We start from the raw sequence: 24,119 nt of genomic DNA, 5'->3' as shown, positions 1-24,119 counted from the left end.
GGCGCCAGCTGTTTACAGCTCCATATAAGCAATCATTCTCTCTCCGTCAAAAGCAAACAGATAATTGGTATAGGGGCCGTTTATTTTAAAATTGCGGCTGATATGGACAGAGAAGGTTATCTCTTTGTCTTTGTATTGGGCCAGCAGGTCGTTTTGCTCTGCCAGTTTTTGAATTTCGGGACTCACGGCCATGGCTTCCGGGATCGTTCCCCGAAAATTCATAGGGTTGTTGGTGATGAAGCTGGTTGCGATGAGTTCGCAGTCATCCCCGATCACAGCATAGATCTGCTTCATCATTTCCTCGTTTTGCTTCCTGATCAGCTTATCCTCACTGTAAAATTCCTCTGCGTTTTTCAGGGCGGCAACATGGTCCAGGTAATTGGTAAAGGATTCCAGGCTGTCTGTGGCTTCGTGCACCCTATCGGCTGTAAAATAGTCCATGCCGTAATATGTATCTAAATCCTCCCGGCTATAAGGACTCCTTCTAAAGTCGCCATATTCATCATAAAGATTCAAAGAAATATGGTCGGCCTTGGGAATTAAGCTGAACAGCACGGCCGCATTTCTGCTTAAGCCGGTGAAAGTATCCTGGGCAAAGCGATAATCGGCTCGGCTGCCCACCTGATAATTGACCGTAATCTGATAAGGTTCGCTGTCCGTTTTGATCTCGATAGATTGTACAGACAAATCCGTAAATTGAAGGGCCTGGACAAGGGCACTTACTCTCGCCTTATCGTCCACATCAGTGCCTTGATATTGATATAGATTTTCGGCATAACTGCCCGGTAGCCGGACGGGGTTGCTTTCCTGACTATTGGCGCTTTCCAGGCTATTGACGCTTGCCTGCACCTGGTTGCAAGCGACCAGGGTGCTGCTGACAGCGGCCAGACCCAGCACCAAAACCAGGGCCCAAATCCCTCTTTTTTTGTTTTGGCCGTCTAAAATATTGGCAAATCTGCTCCTGGCATTCTCGCCGCTTGCGGAAAAACCTGTGGAAAGGGCCGGCGGCTGCTGGTTTTGCATTGTTTTCAAAATGGTAAGGGAATATTCTTTTCTGAAACTCAGGTCGCTGTTTTTGACCACCAGATCATCGCAGGAATACTCCAGATCCCGGTTGGCCGCCTTGACCATGAAATAGACGAGAGGATTGAACCAGTGGACGGCATTGGCCGCCAGCAAAAGCAGCTTATACCAGGTATCGCCCCGTTTGTAATGGGTAAGCTCATGCTGCAGGACGAGGGACAATTCCTCCCGGGTATACTCCAGGTCAGGCAATAAGATTGCCGGCTTGAAAAAGCCTGTCAGCATGGGGCTTGCGATTTCAGAACAGCTGAGAAGCTGGGGCCTGCTTTTGATTTTCAGGTCAAGCAAGACACTTTCGAAAACGCTGTCCGGCACCGCGGAATCGGTCTTGCGGCAATACGGCCTGATTTTTCTCCTGAACCGTGTATAGCTGATCAGATGGAACAGGAAGAAGGACACGGCCCCCAAGGCCCAAACGACAAGCAATAGTTCCTGCAGGGTGATCACGGAGGTGTGATCTGCTGCGGCTATGGACGAAGTTGAAACTGAATCAGGGACGGAGGCGGAGACTGAGGCTGAACCGGGTGCAGAGACTGGGGTTGAGGTTGAACCGGATGCAGCTGCAGGCGGGTTATGGCTGTTCTCCAGGTGGCCATTGCCGATGAACAGGCCTTGCCTGCCGTCTTGTTGAAACATAATCGTTTGCTGGGGCGGTGTGGGTAGATTGACAGGGGCATTAGGCAGTTCAAACCGCCAAGGAATGATCAGACGGAGCGCTAATACAAGCCAGACAAGGTAACACCATTGGGCGCTGTATCTTTTATGTAACCACGGCGAAATCATGAGCAGCAAGATAATGACCGGCGACAGGGTGAGGGAAACCAGGAGAATATTCCCCAGCATTTATTCCGCCTCCTCGATAAACTTTTTCAGTTCCTGCAAATCTTCCTTGGAAATGCCGGCACCGTCATAGAGGGAGGCAACCAGGCTGGTCAGGGAATTGTGGTGCATTCTCTGCAAAAATGTCTTGCTTTCCTTTTGCAGATAATCCTCTTTTTTTACCAGGGCTTCATAAACATTGAATCGGCCTTGCTTATGAACTGTTAAAAAGCCGCGGTCGCCAAGCCGGCTTAGAAAATTAAGCACGGTGGTTTTCTGCCAGGTCTTATCCAGGCGATCCATAATGTAATCGGAGGTTACTCCTTCATCCGCATCCCAGATAATCATCATAATTTCCAGCTCACTGTCGGGAAGTTTTTGTAGGTCTGTCATAGTCGCTGCTCCTTATTTTACAAATGTCGAATGATTTAATTTTACAAGTGTAAAACGGGTTTTGTCAACTAAGTAGTTCAAAAATTATTTCCTGCCCCTTTGGCAATATCGCCAAAGCAAGAATGGACACATATATCCTATGTGTGACTTTTTTCACCAAAAATATCTTATAAGGTTTGAGAGTTTTTTGAGAGAAGTGCTTGCTACAATTATAAATAAGCTATTTTTGTCCATAAGGCATGGAGAGACCAATAAAGAGTTAAAAGGGGGCCATAATGGCAAAAGAAAAGCAAAGAAGAAAAGGATCTTAACTATTAACAATATGAATTTCTTAATCATCAAAGCTATTTAGAGGAGGAATGCGATTATATGACAAAGGAAGGAAACAAGCGAAGGGGAAAAGGAACCCGCGGATTAGTAAGTGTGATACTGTCCCTGCTGCTTCTTTTGCAGGGCTTCATGGGAAGTACGCCGGTGTATGCGGCTCCGCCTTCATTTATCAATGTGAAGGCGATGGAAACAACCAGCAACTGCACCGCCCAGGGAGGGGCTACAGACAGCGCTGGCAACTCTTATGTCGTCGGCAAATTTACAGATCATGTAGCATCGGGATCAGTTGATTTTGGAGGCACTATACTAACCAAATCCGACGGCAGCCTTAATACAATTTTTGTCGCTAAGTATGCTCCAACAGGAGCTTTGGTATGGGCTAAGGCAATAGGATCCCCCAAACAGAGCCCTTATTATGGAGACGTTGGAACAAGCATTAAAGTGGATTCATCCGGCAATGTTTTCATCGGTGGAACCTTTTTTGGAGAACTTGATGTTGATCAGGATGGCATCTATGAGTTATCGGGAAACCAAACCTATACAACAGGATTTATTGCCAAATTCGATATGAACGGAAATTATCAGTGGTCAATTGGAATTGCCGGAAGCGCTGCCTCATCGGTGACCAGACTGGCTGTTGATTCAAGCGGAAATGTGTACACGACAGGAATCTACACTGGATCCGCGACCGTAACCGGAAGGGATGGAACATCGGCTGCTTTTACAGAAGGAGCAGGAAAGAATATTTATGTTATGAAGTTAAATAATAACGGGAATATTGTGTGGTCTGTGACAGGGCAAAATTTAGGCGGTGATCCTAGTGCCCTGGGAATTGCTGCAAACGATTCGACAGGCGATGTTTATGCGACGGGAACCTTTTATAAAATGAATATTGGAGGTACTCTATACAATCGTTTAGGTACCATTGGAATGGACAGCTATATTTTAAAAATTAGTTCCGCAGGAACTTTACAGTGGTTTAAAACAATGGCCTCAACGAACGGAAACGAACATATAGCTCAGGTTGCGGTGGATTCTTCCGGCAATCTAATTGTTGTGGGCGACTTTAGTGCCCCTGCCGCTAGTTTTGATATAGACCCGGGAACAGGGACGACCTCATTGACAGGCAATGGTGTGGATGGTTTTGTAGCAAAGCTGGATCCTTCAGGAGATCTGGTATGGTATAAGCTGGCAACCGGTACTGGTTCAGGTAGCGAGATGGTTACAAGAGTATTTTTGGATACCATGGACAATATATATGCTGCCGGAACCATTAACATTGCCGGAACCCATTCCATTGATGGAGAAAGCCTCGTCTGCGCCGGAAATACCGACGCATTCCTATGGAAGCTGAATTCCTCAGGCACAACCCAGTGGGTTAAATCTGTGGGAGGATCAGGGGAAGACAGTTTTGTAGATGTTGAAATGGCCCCTAACAATGAAGCAAGGGTTATACTTAAAATTAGTGATACTGCAGATGTGGACCCGGGACCAGCCATCCAGAATGCTGTTACATCAGATGTGAACAAGATGGCCTTTGTTATTGCAACATGGTCTGCAAGCGGTGAGCTGGCAGCATTTCTGTCGGCTAACCTCGGCGGCGACGCAACGCTGAAAGCCTCTCCGACGGTGAAAGGCCAGACCGTGACCGATCTGGGAACACCCAATGGAGCACTGGCCTTTGCAGGGGCAGGTTCGGTTACGCTAAGCGCGGAGCAGGCAGCAGATACCAGCAATGCAGGCTCCTATGTGACGTTATTTGACAAGAACGACAGTAACGCCACAGTAAAGGTGGTCAAATATGCATTGGGAGCTTCTCCGGATGAGGCGGCCGTTACCAATGCTGCGCCTTATGAAGATGAAGCCATCAGCGACGGGGACTTCTTCATTATCAAGGTGGTAGCACAAGACGGAACTACAACCCTATATTATCGGGTCAACGTAACGGTAACACCTGAATCAACTAATGCGGGGTCACAAGTTTTCACATTCGATCTCGATAAGGGTTCAGAGGAGTTCCTGACTCCAACTCATGCCCAGTGGACTGAAGGCGGCTATACTCTTGATATTTCAGTGACAGGAGCAGGCGCCCCACCAGAAGATGGGATGGTAGGCAGTGCGAATTTCGATGGAGAATCATGGTTTGTGTCAAATGTAAATCATAGAGGGCCTATCGAACTTACTGTTTTCATACCAGGAAAGATCTTTGATCTTGAGTCCTTTGATTTGTATAATCAGGTTGCAGATATAACAGGTCCAGGCAGCGATTATGTTGTTTCAACAAATAAAGGCGGATCAGCTTCAGGAAGTATCGCATCTACTTTGGGTAATGCAACGTATAAGTTACTGAATTTTTCAGGAACGGGCTTTACCGGAATAAGTAGCTTTACATTAACGTATACCGGAGTATCTTCGGACGCTGCTGTTTATAGCATAGACAATCTGGATTTACGTAATATAACTGACCTGACAACGGATCCTCTTTCCAATGATGCGAGCTTAGACAGTGTTCTAGACCAGAGCATCACGGCAGGCGGTGAAGCAGGAATTATTGGGGCGCCGAAGACCGCCTCCATCAATGTAGCCCATGCCAAGGCAGAATTAGGGCTGTCAGATATAGGGGCAGCAGCCAACGCCACAGCGCAGCTGTACTCCGACGTAGACTTTACCCAAGAGGTAACAGGAAGCTTCACCCTGGCGCTTACCGCAGGGGGAGCCACCACAGCCTATATCAAGGTCACAGCCCAAGACGGAACCACCGTCCAATACTATGCCGTGACTGTCAACCGGGCGGCAGCGTTAAGCAATGACGCAGGGATGGCCACTCTAGCAGGAACGGCGATCACAGCGGGCAATCAAGCCGGCACAAAAGAAGTGCCGAAGACCGCTTCTGTGAACGTAGCCCATGCCAAATCCAGCATCGGACTTACCGACATAGGAGCAGCAGCCAACGCCACAGCACAGCTGTATACTGACGCAGACTTTAGCCAAGAAGTAACAGGAAGCTCCACCCTGGCGCTTACCTCAGGAGGAGCTACCCCAGCCTACATCAAGGTCACAGCCCAAGACGGAACCACCGTCCAATACTATGCCGTGACTGTCAACCGAGCGGCAGCTTTAAGCAATGATGCGAGCATTGCCACTATAGCAGGAGAAGCTGTCACAGCGGGCAGTGAGGCCGGCACATTAGAAGCACCGAAGACCGCTTCAATAAGTGTAGCTAATGCCAAGGCAGAATTAGGGCTGTCAGATATAGGGGCAGCAGCCAACGCCACAGTGAACCTTTACACCGATGCAGAATTTACCCAAGAGATAACAGGAAGTTCCACTCTAGCTCTCATCGAAGGAGGAGCCACCCCAGCCTACATCAAGGTCACGGCGCAAGACGAAACCACCATCAAATACTATGCGGTCACTATCAGCAGGGAAGCAGCCTTAAGCAATGATGCAACGCTGAAAGCATTTCCGACGGTCAAAGGCCAGACCGTGACAGATCTGGGAACATCCCATGCGGCACTGGCCTCTGTAGTGGCAGGCTCAGTGACCCTCACTGCGGCACAGGCAGCGGATACCAGCAATACAGGTTCCTATGTAACGTTGTTCGATTCCAACGACAGCAATGCAACAGTGAAGGTGGTCAAATATGCTTCGGGGGCATCTCCGGATGAAGCAGCTTTTACAGGTGCAGCTCCTTATGGAAACGAAGCCATCAGCAACGGGGACTTCTTCATCATCAAAGTGGTAGCCCAGGACGAAAGCACCACCCTTTACTATAAAGTGAATGCAACAGTAACTTTTACACCAAGTGAAACAAGACAGGAGATTTCACCCACAGTAGTATTTGATAAGCACGGATATGCGACTATTACAAATGTTCCTGTTATTCCAAGTGAATATACATTGGTGTATGTTGTGGATTTTGGAGATTGTGAAGACTATACAAATATAGCTGATGTCAATGCGGGTGTGTGGTGGCTTGGAACAACCACGCCATTAGAATTAATTAACGCTGGTGGTTCTTGGTATATAGACAATGGCAATTATAAGGCATTTGGTACCTATTCTGAAGGCTCCCAAATAGACATTCGCAGTGGAAGTAAGAGTTTACTGCTGACTGTAGTACGCTATCAGGACTATGGTAATATCCCGGGCCTTCAGCCCTGGATATACGGAGCATATCTTTGTGCAATCCCGCAGAGAATTACCTACAATCTGAACGGCGGAAATATTGATGGTGATACCGCCGCTAAAACGGAGTATTTGTTTAATGGCGATACCTTGGCAACTACTTTCAATGCACCAACAAAAGGGGATTCTCCTTTTAAGGGCTGGTATACAGCAGGTACCGGCGGCAGCAAGGTAACGTCTGCAACCAATTCATCAGCTACCTATTATGCGCAGTGGGAAGATAAGTTGCCGGTAAACAACACAGCCGGTGCTGCAACCGTTGCCTATGCCGGAACGGAGATCGATCTTACCGCCGTGTCCGGATTGTTTACGGTGGATTCCAGCGCAGGCGCACAAACCTTTACGATAGAGGAAGGCGGCACCGGAGCAGGAACCATTTCAGGTAACCTCCTTACGGTCACCGAAGCAGGAACCATAGAAATTGGCCTTACAACAGCGGAAACATCTACCCATCAGGCCGGCGCAAAAATAACCGCCACGATTACTGTGGATAAGGGAACTCAGGATGTCCCCGCCGGACTGGGGAAAACCGATGCAGGCAGCTATGGCGGAAGCGACGGTAAAATTACCGGACTGATACCCAACAGGCTCTACGAACATAAAAAAGACGGGGGTGCTTATACGGCAGTCACCGCCAACACTTCCGGTGAGATCACCGGGCTTTCGGCAGGCACCTATGTGGTGCGCCTTGCCGGAAACGATCTGTATCATGCTGGCTCAGATTCGGCGGAGATTATAATTGGACAGGCAACCCAGCCGGGAGTATTGGCATTCAGCAATGCGGCCTACACTATCGGAGAAGGCGGCGGCAGCGTGACCATTACCGTCACCCGGACCGGCGGCAGTGACGGAGCGGTGTCGGTGGATTATGCTACCAGTGATGGAACAGCCACAGCGGGAACTGACTACACAGCTGCCAGCGGGACACTGAGCTTTGCAGACGGAGATGCGGCAAGCAAGACCTTCACTGTAGCAATCATTCAAGATGCTATTCTGGAAGGAAATGAGACGGTGAACCTCACCCTGAGCAATGCCGCAGGCGGAGCGGCATTGGGTCAGAGCAGCGCCACCCTGACCATAATGGACGATGAAGTAGCATCGCCGAATGTGACAGCAAACGATCTGACCAATCAGATCACAGGTGCAGACAATACCATGGAATATTCCACAAATGGGGGAACAACATGGACAGCCTATGATTCCGCAAATCCGCCAATATTTACAGGAAATCAAACAGTGCAGGTCAGGATAAAAGCAAGCGGAAGCAATCCGGCGGGACCTGCAACCACGTTGACCTTTACAGTAAATCTTTCAGAGGATGCTGCTGTAACAGCAAAGGCAACCTCCTATAATATCAGCGGAAATACCATCCAATCAAATACCGCCGTTATTCATACAGATGTTACGGTAGAAAGCTTCCTCGGCAATTTGAATAAGCATGAAAATGCAGCGTGGAAGATCGTCCCGGAAGGAACACCAATGGCGAGTCCTACGGATTTTGCCAATGCAACGGCTAAAGCTGCGGCTGCCAAGCTTGCCAAAGGAGACAAATTAGCGGTGCTGGCCGAAGATGGAGTAACTTTAAAAGCATATGCTATTGTCTTAACCGAAAGCAATGACGCAGGAATTGCCACTCTAGCAGGAACGGCGATCACAGCGGGTACTGAGGCCGGCACAAAAGAAGCACCGAAGACTGCCTCTGTGAACGTAGCCCATGCCAAAGCCAGTATCGGACTTACAGACATAGGAGCAGCAGCCAACGCCACAGTGAAGCTGTACACCAATGCAGCCTTCACTCAAGAAGTAACAGGAAGTTCCACCCTGGCTCTTACTTCCGGAGGAGCCACCACAGCCTACATCAAAGTCACAGCCCAGGACGGAACCACCGTCCAATACTATGCAGTAACTATCAACCGGGCGGCAGACTCACGCAATGATGACGATGACGACTCTTCGCCCTCAACTCCGGCTCCCACCCCAACACAACCCACAACACCGGCAAACCCTGCCGCAATCCCGGTGAATGTCACCGACAGCCACGCCAACTCAACCACGAAAACCATCAATGCCCAGATCACCAACGACAGCAATGGCACCAAGACCCTCTCCTTCAAATCCCAGGAAGCCATCCTGGAAAAGAAACCCGACGGCACCAGAACGGAGTTCGGCAATCTTGACAAAGTAGGTTTTACTCCCGACCAAGGAACAGCCTCCTCCATCAGCCTGTCCGCCGACGGCACCATCCAGGTGAAAAATCTGGCCAACGGAACCGAATCCCAATTTAAGGTCACCTTTGATCTGGGCAACGGACAGAAAATTGCCATTGGGAGAATTGAGGTCAAAGTAGACAAGGACGGAGCCATCAGTTTGACCAGCACCTTAATCGACCCCTATGGCATCATCCTGGACTCCGCCACCAACCAGCCTATCACCGGAGTGGACGTCAAACTCTACTATGCCGATACCGCCCGCAACCGGGCCGGCGGCAAAACCCCGGATACCCTGGTGGCGCTGCCGACCCTTACCGGGTTTGAGCCCAACGACAATGCCAATCCCCAGGTCAGTAACAGTTATGGCGCCTATGCCTATATGGTCTTTCCCCAGTCGGACTACTATCTCTTAGCCACCCAAGCAGGCTATGAACGCTACAAAAGCCCCATCATCACCGTAGAGCAGGACATCGTCAAATGGGATTTCAAAATGCATCAATCCCTGAGCGGAGTCCAACGGCTTTTCGGCTCCAACCGGGTGGAGACGGCCATCGCCATCGCTCAAGCCAATTATTCGGGCAAAGTCGCCAATGTAGTTTTAGCCACAGCCAATAATTACCCGGATGCCCTGGCGGGAAGCGTCCTGGCTTACAAACTCAATGCTCCTCTGCTGCTGGTAGGCAGCACAGCCCAGGATCAGGAGAGCCTGTTGAACTATCTGAAAGAGCATGTAGAAACAGCAGGAACCATCACTATCCTGGGAGGCACCGGTGCCGTCCCGGCAGCAGTAGAAGAGACAATCCAAGCCCATGGATACAGCCAGATCATCCGATTAGGCGGAGCCAACCGCTACGAAACAGCTCTGAAGATCGCTGAAGAACTTAAAGTAGAACAAGGCAGGCCGGTCATCCTGGCTTATGGCGGAAACTATCCCGATGCTTTATCCGTAAGCAGTGCCGCCGCCGCCATCCAAAGCCCCATTCTCCTGGTGGAGAAAAACGGCATCAGTGAAGGGGTAAAAAACAAACTAGCTCAGATCAAACCCATCAAAGTCTATATCATCGGGTTGGAAGGAGTCATCAGCCAGCAGGTTGAAGATGAAGTGGCTCAATTAACCTCCCTGAAGCAAGAAAACATCGTCAGAATTGGGGGAGTAGACCGGTATCAGACTTCTCTGGCCGTGGCAAAGTACTTTAACTTATCCGGCAAAAACATCGGCATCGCTACGGGCAACAACTTCCCCGATGCCCTGGCGGGCAGTGTCTATGCAGCCAACCATAATGCCCCCATCTTATTGCTGAACGACACGATACCCAATGACGTCATAGACTACTTAAAGTCAAGGGAGATGACCGGAGCCACAATATTTGGGGGAGAGGCGGTCATCAATGCCGAGATAGAGCAGAAGCTGAAGGAGCTCATTAAGTAGAATGGCACACAACAATTAAAGACCGGCACATATAATCCAAGCACTCCCTATCCGCTCAAAACCGGATAGGGAGTGCTTGCTTACAGGTAACTATAACGTGAAGTCATCATGGAAGTTTTTGGCCTGCACTATTTTTGATATGTATAATCTGCCCTCCCTGGTGCAATCGGCGTAAAACACCTCACTGAAATCAGGGATACCGGCCTGAGCCAATTCTGCAGCGAGCCAGGAGCGGTCACGCTTGAGTTGCTGAAGATTGCCGTCCTGGACCTTGCCATCAATAATCAGAGGAAGAGGCAGGCCTTTGGCGTCAGGCTTAAGCTTCATGTCCGAAGGAGTCAAGGGCAGATACTGAGGTTTTTTAAGAACGCTGATACTGCCGCTGCCTTCGACGATAGCATATTCAACCTCATTTAAGTCGAAGATATCCTTTTCCCTCAATACCATCAGGACAGTTTCGATGGAGTATTTCAGTCTTTTCATGTTGGCTTTGATAAACTGGCCGTTCTGGATGATGACAGTGGGGCCGAAGGTGATTTTACGGGCGATTTTTTTGTTGTTGATCAAGAGGGAGCTTACCAGATATTGCAGGGCTATGATGAGTACTACCGCGAATAAGACGGGGAGATGAGGAATATTGGGCTCCGCAATATCGGCGCCGATCACGCTGCCCAGCACGATAATCGATAAAAAGTCATAGACAGGAAGCTCGGCGATCTTGCGCCGGCCGGTTTTCAGAACCAAAAACAGGAACAGTGCCATAACAGAGATAATGCGGAGCGCGATAATTAAGTAATCCAAATCTGTTCACTCCTTCGTTTTTATGCTTATTATGGTATTATGAGCCCAAAGACCGGTCGAACATGCAGACTTTGAGAAGAAGAAGAATAGCAATAATTTGCCGAAGGTCCTTGACAAAATAACTGTTAAGGATTAAGATAACGGTGTTATCTTAATGTAAAGCATGGAGGTACTCAGGACATGGTTCGTGACGGAGAACAGACACGGGAAGCTATTTTGAAAAGCGCTCAAGCTGAATTTTTGGCCAAGGGCTTCTCCGCTGCCTCGCTGCGCAAGATTGCCACGGGGGCCGAGGTGACGACCGGTGCGCTGTACCGTCATTTTACAGACAAGGCCGCCTTATTTGAGGCTTTGGTGGCTCCTTGTTTTCATGGCTTTATCCAAATGTTCCGGCAGCAAGGGGAGGACTATCTCCGGGGGCAAGACTCCTATGATTTTGACCATAACTGGTCTTCCTCGGAGCAAAGTCTGCTGAGGTGGACAGAATATATCTATGACCATCTGGAGGTCTTTAAATTGCTCCTCTCGGCAGCGGAAAAAACCGCTTATGAGAGCTTTGTCCATATCCTGATCGAGATGGAAGTGGATATGACCTTGGAGTATATCCGACTGGCCCGGGAAAAGGGCTACATGATCAAGGATGTCTCCAGAGAAGTAATTCACATTTTTGTTAACGCGCAGTTTTCCGCCTTTTTCGAGATGGTGCTTCACGATGTTCCCCGGGAGCGGGCTGTGGAGTATACCAGCAGTATCTTCCGCTTTTTTGCGGCAGGATGGAAAAAACTGTTTATCGGTGCATAACTCCCTCTTTCCAACTCTATAGGAAAGGGGGAATATAAAACCAGTTGGTTAGCATAAGCTAACCGAAGGGGCTGTTAACCTAAGAAGCTTACGCTAACCCAGGAAGAGAAAGGAGGCAGGAAAGTTTCACCGCAGGGGTTTATTTTTTTAACACAAGGTTAGCTTTGGCTAACTAAAGCCGATTCCTTGCACTAATTTGAGCTAACCAGAGTTGATTACTTGAACTAACCCAAAAAAGAGCTGTTCACTGAAAGGGGAGATATCTGTTATGTCATCCGCTGGGAAGCAAAAAACCGGCACGGCGCGTCTGCTGGAACTTGCCGGTACCAAAAAACCGCTGATCATTGGCGCCGGAGTATTATCGGCCCTGGCATCCATTGTGAGCTTTGTGCCCTATATCGCTATCTATCTGATTGTGAAGGAAGTCTTAACCGCTTTGCCGGATCTGGAGGTCCTGAACAGTGCTCTGATGATTCGCTATGGCTGGCTGGCCTTTGGCGGAGTGGTGGGAAATATTCTGCTTTATTTCGGGGCCCTGAGCTGCTCCCATCTGGCGGCCTTTGGCACCCTGTACGAACTGAAGGTCAACTTTGCCACCCATCTGGCCAAGGTTCCCCTGGGTTTTCATGTGATGATCGGCAGCGGCAAGCTGCGGAAAATCACCGATGACAATATTGAAAAGGTGGAAGGGTTCATTGCCCACCAACTACCCGATCTGGTGGCCGTTTTTGTGGCGCCGGTGGTGATGATCGTGATTCTGCTGGCGGTGGACTGGCGGCTGGGGCTGGCGGCCCTGGCGGGAATTATCGTCGCTTTTTTGATCCAGATGTCCGTCTATGGCAATGAAGGGTCCAAGGCCATGATGAAAAAATATCAGGCCTCTCTGGAGGATATGAACAACGCTTCGGTGGAGTATGTGCGAGGAATTTCGGTGGTGAAGGCTTTCCGGCAGACGGTCTATTCCTTCCGCCGTCTTCATGACACCATCAAGGCCTATACCTCCATGGTCATCCCTTACACCTTAAGCTGGCAAAACTCTTTTTCGGCGTTTGTCGCCCTGGTTAACAATATCTATCTTTTTGTGGTGCCGGTGGGAATTTTCATCGGGATGAGAACCACGGACTATATCGGTTTTTTAAGCAATTTTATTTTCTATCTGATTTTTGTCCAGTCGGTGGCTACGATTCTGATGAAGATTATGTATGTCAACGGCAACGCCATGAAGATCATCGGCGGGGTGGAGGCCATGGATAGGGTCTTGGCGGAACCGGAGCTCCCTCAGCCGGCTAATCCCCAAACGGTGACCGGGTATGATGTGAACTTTGGGGATGTGGTGTTTTCTTACGACAAAGATAAGAAAACCGAGGCTCTTTCCGGAGTGAGCTTTGCGGCGAAGCAGGGGCAGATCACGGCTATTGTGGGCCCTTCCGGCGGGGGTAAAAGCACCATCGCCCATTTGATTCCCCGGTTTTTTGATGTCAGCGGGGGACAGATCACCATCGGCGGTGTGGATGTGCGGCAGATGAACAGCCATTACCTGATGGAGAAGGTGACGTTTGTCTTTCAGGATGTGTTCCTTTTTAAACAAAGTGTCATGGACAATATCCGGATGGGCAACCCCCAGGCTTCCGATCAGGAGGTCAGGGAAGCGGCCCAAGCCGCCCAATGCCATGACTTTATTATGAAGCTGCCCCAGGAGTATGACACGGTGATCGGCACCAGAGGAGTGCATTTGTCAGGGGGGGAAAAGCAGCGGATTGCCATCGCCCGGGCCATTGTCAAGGATGCTCCTATAGTGGTGCTGGACGAAGCCACGGCTTTTGCCGATCCGGAAAATGAGCATCTGATTCAAAAGGCCTTTGAAAGGCTGATGAAGGATAAAACTGTGATTATGATCGCTCACCGCCTGTCTACGGTCCAGGGTGCGGATAAGATCGTGGTAGTGGAGGAAGGCAAGGTGTGCGAGGAAGGAACCCATGAGGAATTGCTGGCCAGGGGCGGCAAATACGCCGCGATGTGGAAGACCTATATGGACACCGCCAGCTGGACGATGAGTCAGGAGGAGGTTTTCGCTCATGCCTAAATTACAAGCCGCTTTTATGCTGACCGATAAAGGCTACAAGGATCTGAAAAAGGCCATTGCCGCCTGCACCCTGAGCAATTTTTCCATGATGCTTTCTTTTATCGTCATGATCCAGATGATTATAGAATTGATCAAACCTCTTTCCGGGGGAGAGGTAGCCTGGACGAAAATGTGGATGCTTTTGGGGGCCGGGATTCTGGCGGCCTTGCTCATCTTCCTCAGCCTGAGAAACGATTATAAAAAGACTTATATCGTGTCTTATCTGGAAAGCGAGAATACCCGGGTTACTCTGGCGGAGCAGATCCGCAAGCTGCCCATGAGCTTTTTTAATGATAAAGATATTTCCGAAGTCACCACCCATCTGATGGATGATGTGGCCACCAGCGAACATGTCCTCAGCCATGTGGTGCCCCAGATTGCAGCGAATGCCATCTCGGTCACCGTGATTTGTGTGATGATGGCCTTCTATGATTGGCGGATGGCTTTGGCCATCTTTATCACGGTGCCCCTGGCCTTCGCTATTATTTTTATCAGCCGCAGATTCTATGGCAAGCTTCACAAAAAGCACCTGGAGGCCAAGATGGCGGCGGCCGGACAGGTGCAGGAATATATTGAAGGAATCAAGGTCATTCGCGCCTGCAATCTGGACGGAGAGAAGTTCAGTGCCTTGGAAAAAGCCCTGCGGACCATGAAAAAACTGGCTATAGCCATGGAGTTCGGTACCGGGGTGTTCGTGACCGGCGCTCAGGTGGTTCTGCAGGCAGGCATCGGTCTTACCGTGTTGATAGGAACAACCCTGCTCACCGGAGGTCAGATTGAATTTGTGCCCATGCTGCTGTATATGCTGGTTGTGGTGCGCATCTATGGTCCCATCGTAACCGAACTGGCTCTTTTGCCGGAGTTTCTGTATCACCGCATCGCCGTAAAGCGCATGCAGAAGCTGATGAGCATCCAGCCCATGGAAGGGAACAAGGAGCTGGAGCTTAAGGACTTTACCATTAATTTTGAAAAGGTGGATTTCCAATATAACCGGGAAGGGGAAGGGGCCATCCACCATATGACCGCAACCATTCCCGCCGGAGGAATAACGGCCCTGGTGGGGCCTTCCGGCAGCGGCAAAAGCACGGTGTCCAAGCTGATTGCCCGCTTCTGGGATGTGAGCGGGGGCCGGATCACCGTGGGGGGAGTGGATGTCAGGACCTTGGACCCGGAGCATCTGATGAGCTATATGAGCTTTGTCTTTCAGGATGTGGTCCTGTTCAACGACACTGTCTACAACAACATCCGCATCGGCAACATGGAGGCTTCCCGGGAGGAGGTTCTGGCCGCCGCCCAAGCCGCCCGCTGCGACGAGTTTATCAGCCGGATGCCCGAGGGGTATGATACCCTTTTGGGTGAGAACGGTTCCACTTTATCCGGCGGCGAACGCCAGCGCCTCTCCATTGCCAGGGCTTTGCTGAAGGATGCTCCCATCGTCATGCTGGACGAAGCCACCGCTTCTCTGGATCCGGAGAGCGAGGCCGCCATCCAGCAGGCCATTTCCCGTCTGATCCGGGGCAAAACGGTGATTGTCATCGCCCACCGTCTGCGCACCATCCGCAACGCCGACAAGATTATTGTCCTGGACCAGGGGAGAGTGGCTGAAGAGGGAACTCATGAGAACCTTCTTGAGAAAAACGGTCTGTATAAAAAGCTCTTTAACATCCAGCAGGAAAGTTTGGGCTGGTCGGTGCGGTAAGAAAAAAGGGAGCATTCAGATCGGGCCGTAGGCAAGGGGAATGTGACAACCAAAGACGGACTATCGGCGTAAAGCTGATAGTCCGTCTTTGGCATTTTGAGGGGCAAAGTTTGGAACAAAGGTATTAGAGTACTTTAGCGATCAACTGAACAAGATTAAAATACTTTCCGCCTTCAGCCTTCATCATTTTGATGTCCTCAGCGACAATGGGATGATAAGCGGTCAGCCATTCCTGCCACGCCTCTCTGCAGCAGGCCATTTCGCGGCTGTCCACCATTTCAATGCCTTCTGCTTTCTTCCACAAATCTTTCCACCAATCAAGAGAGTGCAGGGTTCTTGCCATCTCGCTATTCCAAAACGGCTGCATTTCATCGGGAACCTTATCCTCAAATTCGTAATTTAATCCAGGAATAGCCACGGCGATATAGCCCCCCTTTTTTACAAAAGGAATAAGGGACGGGAGCATTTCCGCCGTATCCCCGAAATAATGGTAAGCATCCACGGTGAACAACAAGTCAAAATAGCCCTTGGCGAAAGGCAGCCCTTTGGTCGCGTCTACGGAAATCGGCACGGCTTTATCAGCAATCCCCAGAGATTGGAAACGCTCATAGTTTTCAGTTGGCGAGATCCAAAGGTCGGCGGCGAAAACGGAGGCGCCATATTTTTTCGTTAACAAAAGGGTGGAAAGACCACACCCGCAGCCGAGGTCAAGTATGCGCATAGTCTCATCAATGTTCAGGTGTGATGACAATTCCTCCGCTAAGCGCATGGCATTTGGCCCCATCATAGCGGCTTTCAGGAACTCAACATTTTTATCATTAGAAATAAACTGGTTTGTAAATGTATACATGGTATGCTCCTTTCTAATTTTCGCCTTATAGAAAGAAAACAAAAAAAGCACAGTGTGACACTGCGCTACAAATTACACCATTATAAATAATGGATGCTCATTCAATCTGTAAGGCAGTTTTTGACAACACCAATAAAAGCAGAACAATCTGCTCGTTTCATGTTCTTAACTAAACCCTTACAGAATTACCGACATCAATACACTCCCTCTTTCTTTAACTCACTATATCATAGCACTATTCATTATGGCCAGAGATTATTTTGAATCCGTTCTAGTGCTGCTAGTCCGGATCTTTTCCAGGCGCGACCCCTGCTATGCCCTTGACAGAGAAAAAAGAGAGTAGTATACTCTATTAAAATAATGATAATGATTATCATTATATATGCATTTTTAATAATGAAAGGGAGGAACTTATGATGTTAGGGAAAGAAAAAATAACTTTGTTCGGATTGGGGCTAATGGCGGGAACCTTTGGCCTGAAGCTGGCGACAAGCAAAACGGCCAAGAAAGCTTATGTTAAGACCCTGGCAACCGGCTTAAAGGCCAAGGCTGAATGCGACAAAATGATTGAAGAAGCGAAGGCCAATGTGGACGATATCATGGCCGAGGCAAAGCTTGTCTCCGAGCATGAATAGACAAGTATTCATTAGGTGCCGGATATGAACTATACAATAAGCCATGATATTCCCGGAAGAATTCGCTTTAAATTTCCCGGAGGCGGTTTTTCCCAAGAGGAAACGGCAGCGTTATGCCATAGTCTTGCGAAAAATAGTTTTATACATAAGATCCAGCCCTACCGGCTCTCCGGCAGCCTTGCCGTGAACTACGAAGAAGGGTGCCGCGAAGAGGTCATTGAGGCGGTAGCCGGGCTGAAGAGGGCGGAATTGAAAGACTATGAGCTGCCGGTGGGAGAAGTTCCTTACAATGCTTACACGGATCAATACCTTAACCAGCTGGTATATATGATTGGCAAAAGGGTTCTGACAAAGCTCTATATGCCGCCGGGATTGAAGGCTTTATGGATGATGAAAGGAGCCTTGCCCTATGTTTTGAAGGCGGTTAAGCGGCTTTGGAGCAGAGAAAAGCTCAATGTGGACGTGTTGGATGCCGCGGCAATCAGCGTCTCCATTTTAAAGAGAGATTATGATACTTCAGGCAGTGTCATGTTTTTTCTCTCCGTAGGCAATCTGCTGGAAGAATGGACCCACAAGAAATCCCGGGATGATCTGGCCAAAGGCCTGGCTTTGCGAGTGAATTCCGCCTGGGTCAGACGCAATGGGCAGGAAAGTCTGGCCAACCTGAAGGATATTGCCATCGGCGAGCAGGTGGTGGCCAGAATGGGGAGCTATATCCCTGTGGACGGTGTGGTCCTCCAAGGGGAGGCCATGGTCAATCAATCCACTATGACCGGGGAGTCCCTCGTGCAGAGGCGTATCCCAGGGGATACGGTTTATGCGGGCACGGTCATTGAAGAGGGCGAGCTGCTGATCGGGGTAACCGCCTTAGAGAGTGAAACAAAACTGAATCAGATCATAAAACTTATCGATGAATCCGAGGGACTGAAAGCGGCGGTACAGTCAAAAATCGAAAACATGGCTGATGCCATCGTGCCTTACAGCTTTCTGATCGCCGGAGGTGTTTATCTGGCGACCAGAAGTGTGGCCCTGGCTTCGGCGGCTCTCATGGTGGATTACTCCTGTGCGCTGAAGATGACGACGCCCATCGCTATTTTAACAGCGATGCGGGAGGGAACTCAGCACGGTTTTGTTATCAAAGGCGGGAAATTCCTTGAAGAAGCGGCTTTGGTCGATACCATTGTCTTCGATAAAACCGGAACCCTGACCGAGGCCAAGCCTTATGTGGTTGACGTGATCGGTTTTGGCGGGTATCGGCGTGACCGGGTTCTCCGTTTGGCGGCCTGTCTGGAGGAGCATTTCCCCCATTCGGTAGCGGCTGCTGTGGTGGCCAAAGCCAATGAAAAGAATTTGAAGCACAGGGAAATGCATGCCAATGTGGAGTACATTGTAGCTCATGGGATTGCTTCTTATGTGGAGGACAAGCGTGTCGTCATCGGCAGCGGGCATTTTGTTTTCGAGGATGAAAAGGTGGAGGTAACAGCTGCCGAGCAGGAGGTTATTGATAAGAAGGCGGAAGCGTACTCTTTGCTGTTTCTGGCCGTAGGGGGCAGACTGGCGGGAATGCTTTGCATCGAAGATCCCATCCGGCCTGAAGCCGCCGGGATAGTTGGTGAGCTGAAGGCTCTGGGCATCCATCATATCGCCCTTCTCACCGGAGATAGTGAGAAAGCGGCTCAGGCCATTGCCCGAAGGATTGATGCCGATGACTATCGCTCCCAGGTGCTGCCGGCGGAAAAAGCCGACTATATTAATTCGCTGCGGCGGCAAGGCAGAAGAGTCATGATGCTGGGAGACGGAATCAATGATTCGCCGGCCCTTTCCTCAGCAAATGTAGGGATTGCCATGAAAAACGGCGCGGATATCGCCCGGGATATTGCCGATGTGGTCTTAACCCAGGGCAATTTAAAATCCATCGTTGCCTTGCGCCGGTTAAGCTCGTTGCTGATCAGAAGGATCGAAAATAACTTCCGCTTTACGGTGGGCTTTAATTCCGGTCTGTTGACACTTGGTGTGCTGGGGATTATCTCTCCCGGCAGCTCGGCGCTGCTGCACAATCTCTCCACGGTAGCCACCGGGGTGAGCAGTATGCGGAATTATTTGCCGGAATAGGAATGCTTAGTTTTAAACAGACTTACAGACTTAAAAAGCTTAAAAGGTTTAAGAGGCTTAAGAGACATAAACTGGATTTAGACTTAACTTAACAGCATGCGATCATTAGCGAAGGCGGTTTTACTTTGCTGAGAATACAATTCCAGCAAACGGGGAACCGTCATTTCTTTGCGCTCCTCACCTGCGAGATCCAGGATGATCTTGCCCTGGTCCAGCATGATGGTTCGCGAGCCGGTTGTCAGAGCGGTCTGGATATTGTGGGTGATCATCATGGTGGTGATGCCCTCCTGACTGACGATGTCCCGGGTAATCGCCATGATCTTTTCGGCAGCTGCCGGGTCCAGGGCTGCAGTATGCTCATCGAGCAGGAGCAGGCGGGGGCCGGCAATGGTGGACATGAGCAGGGAAAGGGCCTGCCGCTGGCCGCCGGAGAGCAGTCCTACCTTGGTCCGCAGGCGGTTTTCAAGGCCCATATCCAATTGGGCGATTTTCTCACGGAAGATTTTCACATCCTGAGGGTGCACGCCTAGGCGCAGACCATTCCGGCCTTGGCGGTTATAAGCCAGGGCCAGATTCTCCTCGATGGTCATATCGGGAGCGGTTCCCTTCAGTGGATCCTGAAACAAACGTCCGATCATGGCGGCCCGTTTATGCTCAGCCAGGTAAGTGATGTTCTCCTCTTCCAGGAAAATCCGGCCGCGATTTAGCCAGAAAGTGCCGCCGATGGCGTTAAAGAGGGTGGATTTTCCGGCACCGTTGGAACCGATGAGGGTCACAAATTCACCTTGGGCCAGGGAGAGGCTGATGTTATTCAGCGCTATATGCTCGTTGGGTGTGCCGCTTAAAAAGACTTTGGTTGCGTTGATGATCTTAAGCATCCTGATCCACCTGCTTTCTCATGCTGCGTAATTCCAGGTGTTTTTTAATCACGGGCAGGGACAAAGCAATGACCACGATCACGGCTGAGACAACCCGGAGCATATAGGCGGGGAAAATGCTGGATTTCAGGGCGGCGGCGATGATGAAGCGGTAAATGAGAGAGCCGAAGATGGCCGAGAGCAGCCCTATCGTCAAGGAACGCCGTCCGAAAATGGCTTCTCCGATGATAGCGGAAGCGAGACCAACCACCATGATGCCAATGCCGGAGCTGATGTCGGCATATCCCTGATACTGGGCAAGGACGGCGCCGGACAGTCCGATGCAGGCGTTGGAAATGGCTATGGCCGTGATTTTCATGGCATCCACATTGATGGAGGAAGCTCTGACCATGTCTTCGTTATTCCCGGTGGCCCGTATGCAGAGGCCGAGATGGGTTTTGAAAAACCAAATCAGAGCGGCGGCACAAAGAAAGCAAACGATAAAGGGGACAAGGGTCTTCAATACTTCTTTGTTGGCCGGAAGCCAGGCCAGGGGACTGAAGAGGCTGTCACTGCCGATCAGGGAAAGGTTGGAGCGGCTCCCGAGAATATAGAGATTAATACTGTACAAGCTGCTCATGGTAATAATTCCGGCAAGGATGGGATGGATCTCCAGTTTGGTCTGCAGCAGCCCGGTTACGGTTCCCGCGGCAGCCCCGGCGGCAACAGCCAGCAGAATACCGAGAAAAGGGTGGCCGGCCAGGGTCATGACAGCGGACACAGAGAGTCCGAGAGTGAAGCTCCCATCGGCGGTAAGATCCGGAATGTTGAGGATGCGGAAGGAAATATAGATGCCAAGAGCCAGCATGCCGTAGATTAATCCGAGCTGGACGGAGCCGAGAAGCAAAGTCATAATCCTACCTCCTGTGAGAATATGTGTCAGGGTGGTTATTCGATGATGGCGGCCTGGCTTAGTATATCCTGGGGAATGGTCACGCCGATAGCGTCCGCCGTGGATTGGTTAATGACAGTGGTAAAGTCGGACACTGTAATGGCCGGAATCTGTTCAATTGGCGTGCCCTTTAAGAACTTCACGGCCATTTCGGCTGTGATGCCGCCGATAGTGATGTCATCGATGCTGACTGTGGCAAAGGCGCCGGATTGGACCATGACGGCAGAACTGCCGTAGACAGGCAGCTTGGCCTGCTTGGCAATTTCAGCAACTTGGGGCATAGCGCTTTGCACCATGCTGTCATTGGGAATGAAGAAGGCATCCACACTGCCGACCAAAGACTCGGCGGCCTGCTGAACTTCGGAGGAAGAGGTGACGATAGCTTCTTTATAGTTTAAGCCGACGGAGTCCAGATAGTTTTTAGCCTGTTCAATGGTGGTTACGGCATTGACTTCACCGGTATTGTAAATCAACCCGTAAGTTTGGCGGTCAGGTGTCAGCTGATCAGAGAGCTTGAACATTTCGCTGACCGGGATAGCGTTGGAGGTGCCGGTGGCATGTTTATCAGGTGTGGACATATCTGTAATGACTTTAGCTCCTACTGGGTTGGAAACGGAGATGAAAAACACGGGAATGCCGCTGTCCATATTGACAATGGCCTGAGTTGCGGGGGTTCCGATGGTCACGATCAGATCTTTTTGAGCATCCACCATGGTTTGAAAGATGGAATTCAGGGTTGCTGTGTCCCCATTGGCGTTTTTGTAGTCGATGACCAATTGTTCTTCCGTATACCCCAGCTCCCGCAGCTTGTCGATAAATCCTTCCCGCATGTCCGTGAAGGCACCATTATCGGCCAGCTGGACTAAACCGACCTGGATGGCATTGGCCGAGTCACTGTTTTTGGGGGTGGTTTCCGCACTGCAGCCGGTAGCAGCCAGAAGCAGCATTAAAGTAAGGATTTTTGCCAGTGTTTTTTTCATGATTTATCTTCCTCTCCTTTTTCTGTTGGTTTTTTGAGATCAGAAGGTGTCGGGAATATGCAAAAAAGCCTGCCCATGATACGGATACCCGTAATCAAGGACAGGCTTATACCTGCGGTGCCACCTTGCTTGGTAATAGACTACTATCACCCAACTCTTCCAGAGTGCCAACACACTCCTGCCTCATAACGCTGGCCTGCGTCGCATCATACTAAAAAGCCCAGGCTTTCGTTCCATGCGCCCTCTGTAGTCCATTTGCCGTACCGCTTTCTGCCGGGTTTCCAGCCCTCCCGGCTCTCTGTAAGTGCGCTCCACGGTTTGATCTCTACATCAACGGTTTTTAATAAAGTATCATGGGGTGGATTCTTTTGTCAAGGTTTTTTTGTGGACAGACGGAAGAAAATAAAGTGGTTTCGATTTTTTCGCACGATGCTCACAATGCTCAGGTTATGCCGATGGTTGTGGTTACAATCGCCGCGTAGAAGACATACCGCCCAATCAGTTCACCAAAGACCAGGAGAGCACAGGCCAGATAGACATGACCGGCTTTAAAGCCGCTGCCGGACTTTTGCTTGGAGGGCCAGAAGAGGAGCACCGCGCCCCCCAGGATCAGCAGCCATTTGAGGGCGATGACCATGGTCATGCTGCTTAAGATGGCTGCGCTGGTTTGGGCAGCCATACCCGCCTTACCTAAACTTAAGGCATGGGGAACGGCAGAGACGGCCTGAAAGATCACTGCAGCCAGGACAATGGCTCCGTAGATCTTTTTATCCACATTCTGCAGTTCCTTGAGGCTGGCGGCGATAAAGAGCAGAGTGCCGATGGCAAGGGTCGTGGTATAGAAATCGATAAAGGTATTGGCTCCCTGCCAGACCGGAACCGTGGTGGAGGAATAGAGTTTCCCCATGGAGAAGACGGCGACCAGACCGACCAGACTGCCTCCCCAGCGCAGGAGCAGATCCAGGCTGGCGTTGCCAGGCTTAAAGTGCTGCACCAGGGCATAGAGGACGGCGATGCCGGCGAAGAAGCCGCATAAAAGGGCTTCATTGCTTAACCAGGAGGTGCCCAGATGAGAGAGGGAATTTAAGAAAGCCATGGGTCGGCCCAGATGCAGCAGGGAGGCCAGAATGCCGACGAGACTCAACCCTGCGGCAGCATAGGAAGCTGTTTTAAAGGTCTTATCCTGGTAAAGCTGTTTGCTGATGGTGATAAAGAACATGATCCCAATGGCGGCTTGCATGCAGAAGGAAAAGATCAATAAACTGGTTTCGCCCATAGTTAGATCTCCTTTGCTTTGAAATCATTTTGCTTGGCGTTGTTTTTGGCTTGAATCAGCAGAGCGGGCTTGGTGACCGCCGCAGCAGGCAGGAAGGGGAGTTCCTGGACACTGTCCCCGTGTTTGGCCTTGAGCTCCTCTAAGTCTCCCCATTCTAAGGCGCGCATGGGGCAGGCATCCACGCAGACAGGGTTTTCCCCTGCTTCGATGAGATCCTTGCACATGTTGCACTTGCTGATTTGTCCCAGTTCGGGGATGAATTGGGGGACCCCGTAAGGACAGTTCCAGGTACAGTAGCGGCAGCCGATGCACTTGGCTTTATCATGATCCACAATGCCGTTTTCCAGCTTGTGCAGGGCCTGGGTGGGACAGCCCTCGACACATTTGGGGTTTTCGCAGTGATTGCAGGTGCCGGAATAGTGAAAAATCCCTGGCTTTGGATAGGAACCGGTTTCAAAGGCTTTGACCTGACGGAAGATCGTTCCCACGTTCAGATCGTTTTTATCCTTGCAGGACACCTGACAGGTGCGGCAGCCGATGCAAGAGGTCATATCAAAATAGAATCCGTATTGACTCATAATC

Annotated in this window: 15 protein-coding genes; 6 read left to right on the top strand and 9 right to left on the bottom strand. The window is 50.3% G+C overall.

What is annotated here, in order from left to right:
* Positions 1-12: 12 nt before the first annotated feature.
* Positions 13-1,926 carry a M56 family metallopeptidase gene (locus tag DESLBE_RS07360; RefSeq protein WP_144676034.1) on the bottom strand — a complete coding sequence of 638 codons (1,914 nt, stop codon included), beginning with the start codon at positions 1,924-1,926 and terminating at the stop codon, positions 13-15.
* Positions 1,927-2,295, bottom strand: coding sequence for a BlaI/MecI/CopY family transcriptional regulator (locus DESLBE_RS07355; protein WP_144676032.1), 369 nt, complete (start codon positions 2,293-2,295; stop codon positions 1,927-1,929).
* A gap of 369 nt (positions 2,296-2,664) precedes the next feature.
* On the opposite strand from DESLBE_RS07355, the gene DESLBE_RS07350 reads away from it, so the two are divergent.
* Positions 2,665-10,452, top strand: a complete 7,788-nt coding sequence (locus tag DESLBE_RS07350; protein WP_144676030.1) for a DUF4073 domain-containing protein — start codon at positions 2,665-2,667, stop codon at positions 10,450-10,452.
* A 90-nt stretch (positions 10,453-10,542) separates the two neighbouring features.
* Here DESLBE_RS07350 and DESLBE_RS07345 read toward each other — a convergent pair whose 3' ends face one another.
* Positions 10,543-11,253: a DUF421 domain-containing protein gene (locus DESLBE_RS07345; RefSeq protein ID WP_144676028.1), complete on the bottom strand. Its 711-nt coding sequence runs from the start codon at positions 11,251-11,253 to the stop codon at positions 10,543-10,545.
* 180 nt (positions 11,254-11,433) lie between these two features.
* Between DESLBE_RS07345 and DESLBE_RS07340 the strand changes: the two genes are divergently transcribed.
* From DESLBE_RS07340 to DESLBE_RS07330, 3 genes are all read left to right on the top strand, one after another.
* Complete coding sequence (locus DESLBE_RS07340; protein WP_005809017.1) at positions 11,434-12,054, top strand: TetR/AcrR family transcriptional regulator; 621 nt, start codon at positions 11,434-11,436, stop codon at positions 12,052-12,054.
* A 268-nt stretch (positions 12,055-12,322) separates the two neighbouring features.
* On the top strand, positions 12,323-14,137 hold the full coding sequence (locus tag DESLBE_RS07335; RefSeq protein ID WP_144676026.1) for an ABC transporter ATP-binding protein: 1,815 nt from the start codon (positions 12,323-12,325) through the stop codon (positions 14,135-14,137).
* Positions 14,130-15,875, top strand: a complete 1,746-nt coding sequence (locus tag DESLBE_RS07330) for an ABC transporter ATP-binding protein (RefSeq protein WP_144676024.1) — start codon at positions 14,130-14,132, stop codon at positions 15,873-15,875. Before DESLBE_RS07335 ends, DESLBE_RS07330 begins: the two co-directional genes overlap by 8 nt.
* A 124-nt stretch (positions 15,876-15,999) precedes the next feature.
* On the opposite strand, the gene DESLBE_RS07325 is transcribed toward DESLBE_RS07330, so the two are convergent.
* Positions 16,000-16,725: a methyltransferase domain-containing protein gene (locus tag DESLBE_RS07325; protein WP_144676022.1), complete on the bottom strand. Its 726-nt coding sequence runs from the start codon at positions 16,723-16,725 to the stop codon at positions 16,000-16,002.
* A gap of 413 nt (positions 16,726-17,138) precedes the next feature.
* Here DESLBE_RS07325 and DESLBE_RS07320 point away from each other — a divergent pair, with 413 nt between their 5' ends.
* Positions 17,139-17,360 (top strand): DUF6110 family protein, encoded by a 222-nt coding sequence (locus tag DESLBE_RS07320; RefSeq protein WP_015943762.1) that lies wholly within the window; start codon positions 17,139-17,141, stop codon positions 17,358-17,360.
* 24 nt (positions 17,361-17,384) lie between these two features.
* Entirely contained in the window at positions 17,385-19,472 is a 2,088-nt protein-coding gene (locus DESLBE_RS07315; protein ID WP_018213309.1) for a heavy metal translocating P-type ATPase, read from the top strand.
* An 83-nt stretch (positions 19,473-19,555) separates the two neighbouring features.
* Here the strand turns inward: DESLBE_RS07315 and DESLBE_RS07310 are convergent, their stop codons facing one another.
* The 5 genes from DESLBE_RS07310 to DESLBE_RS07290 all read right to left on the bottom strand — a co-directional run bounded on the left by DESLBE_RS07310 (position 19,556) and on the right by DESLBE_RS07290 (position 24,115).
* Positions 19,556-20,350: an ATP-binding cassette domain-containing protein gene (locus DESLBE_RS07310; protein WP_005808997.1), complete on the bottom strand. Its 795-nt coding sequence runs from the start codon at positions 20,348-20,350 to the stop codon at positions 19,556-19,558.
* Complete coding sequence (locus DESLBE_RS07305; protein WP_144676020.1) at positions 20,343-21,242, bottom strand: ABC transporter permease; 900 nt, start codon at positions 21,240-21,242, stop codon at positions 20,343-20,345. Before DESLBE_RS07305 ends, DESLBE_RS07310 begins: the two co-directional genes overlap by 8 nt.
* 35 nt (positions 21,243-21,277) lie before the next feature.
* Positions 21,278-22,261 (bottom strand): ABC transporter substrate-binding protein, encoded by a 984-nt coding sequence (locus DESLBE_RS07300; RefSeq protein ID WP_144676018.1) that lies wholly within the window; start codon positions 22,259-22,261, stop codon positions 21,278-21,280.
* 442 nt (positions 22,262-22,703) lie between these two features.
* Positions 22,704-23,537 carry a DmsC/YnfH family molybdoenzyme membrane anchor subunit gene (locus DESLBE_RS07295; protein ID WP_144676017.1) on the bottom strand — a complete coding sequence of 278 codons (834 nt, stop codon included), beginning with the start codon at positions 23,535-23,537 and terminating at the stop codon, positions 22,704-22,706.
* Positions 23,538-23,539: 2 nt separating this feature from the next.
* Positions 23,540-24,115, bottom strand: a complete 576-nt coding sequence (locus DESLBE_RS07290) for a 4Fe-4S dicluster domain-containing protein (RefSeq protein ID WP_011461140.1) — start codon at positions 24,113-24,115, stop codon at positions 23,540-23,542.
* Positions 24,116-24,119 lie beyond the last annotated feature (4 nt).

It is taken from the genome of Desulfitobacterium sp. LBE (assembly GCF_007830365.1).
Classification (GTDB): domain Bacteria; phylum Bacillota; class Desulfitobacteriia; order Desulfitobacteriales; family Desulfitobacteriaceae; genus Desulfitobacterium; species Desulfitobacterium hafniense.
This window is presented reverse-complemented; position numbering and strand designations above follow the sequence as displayed.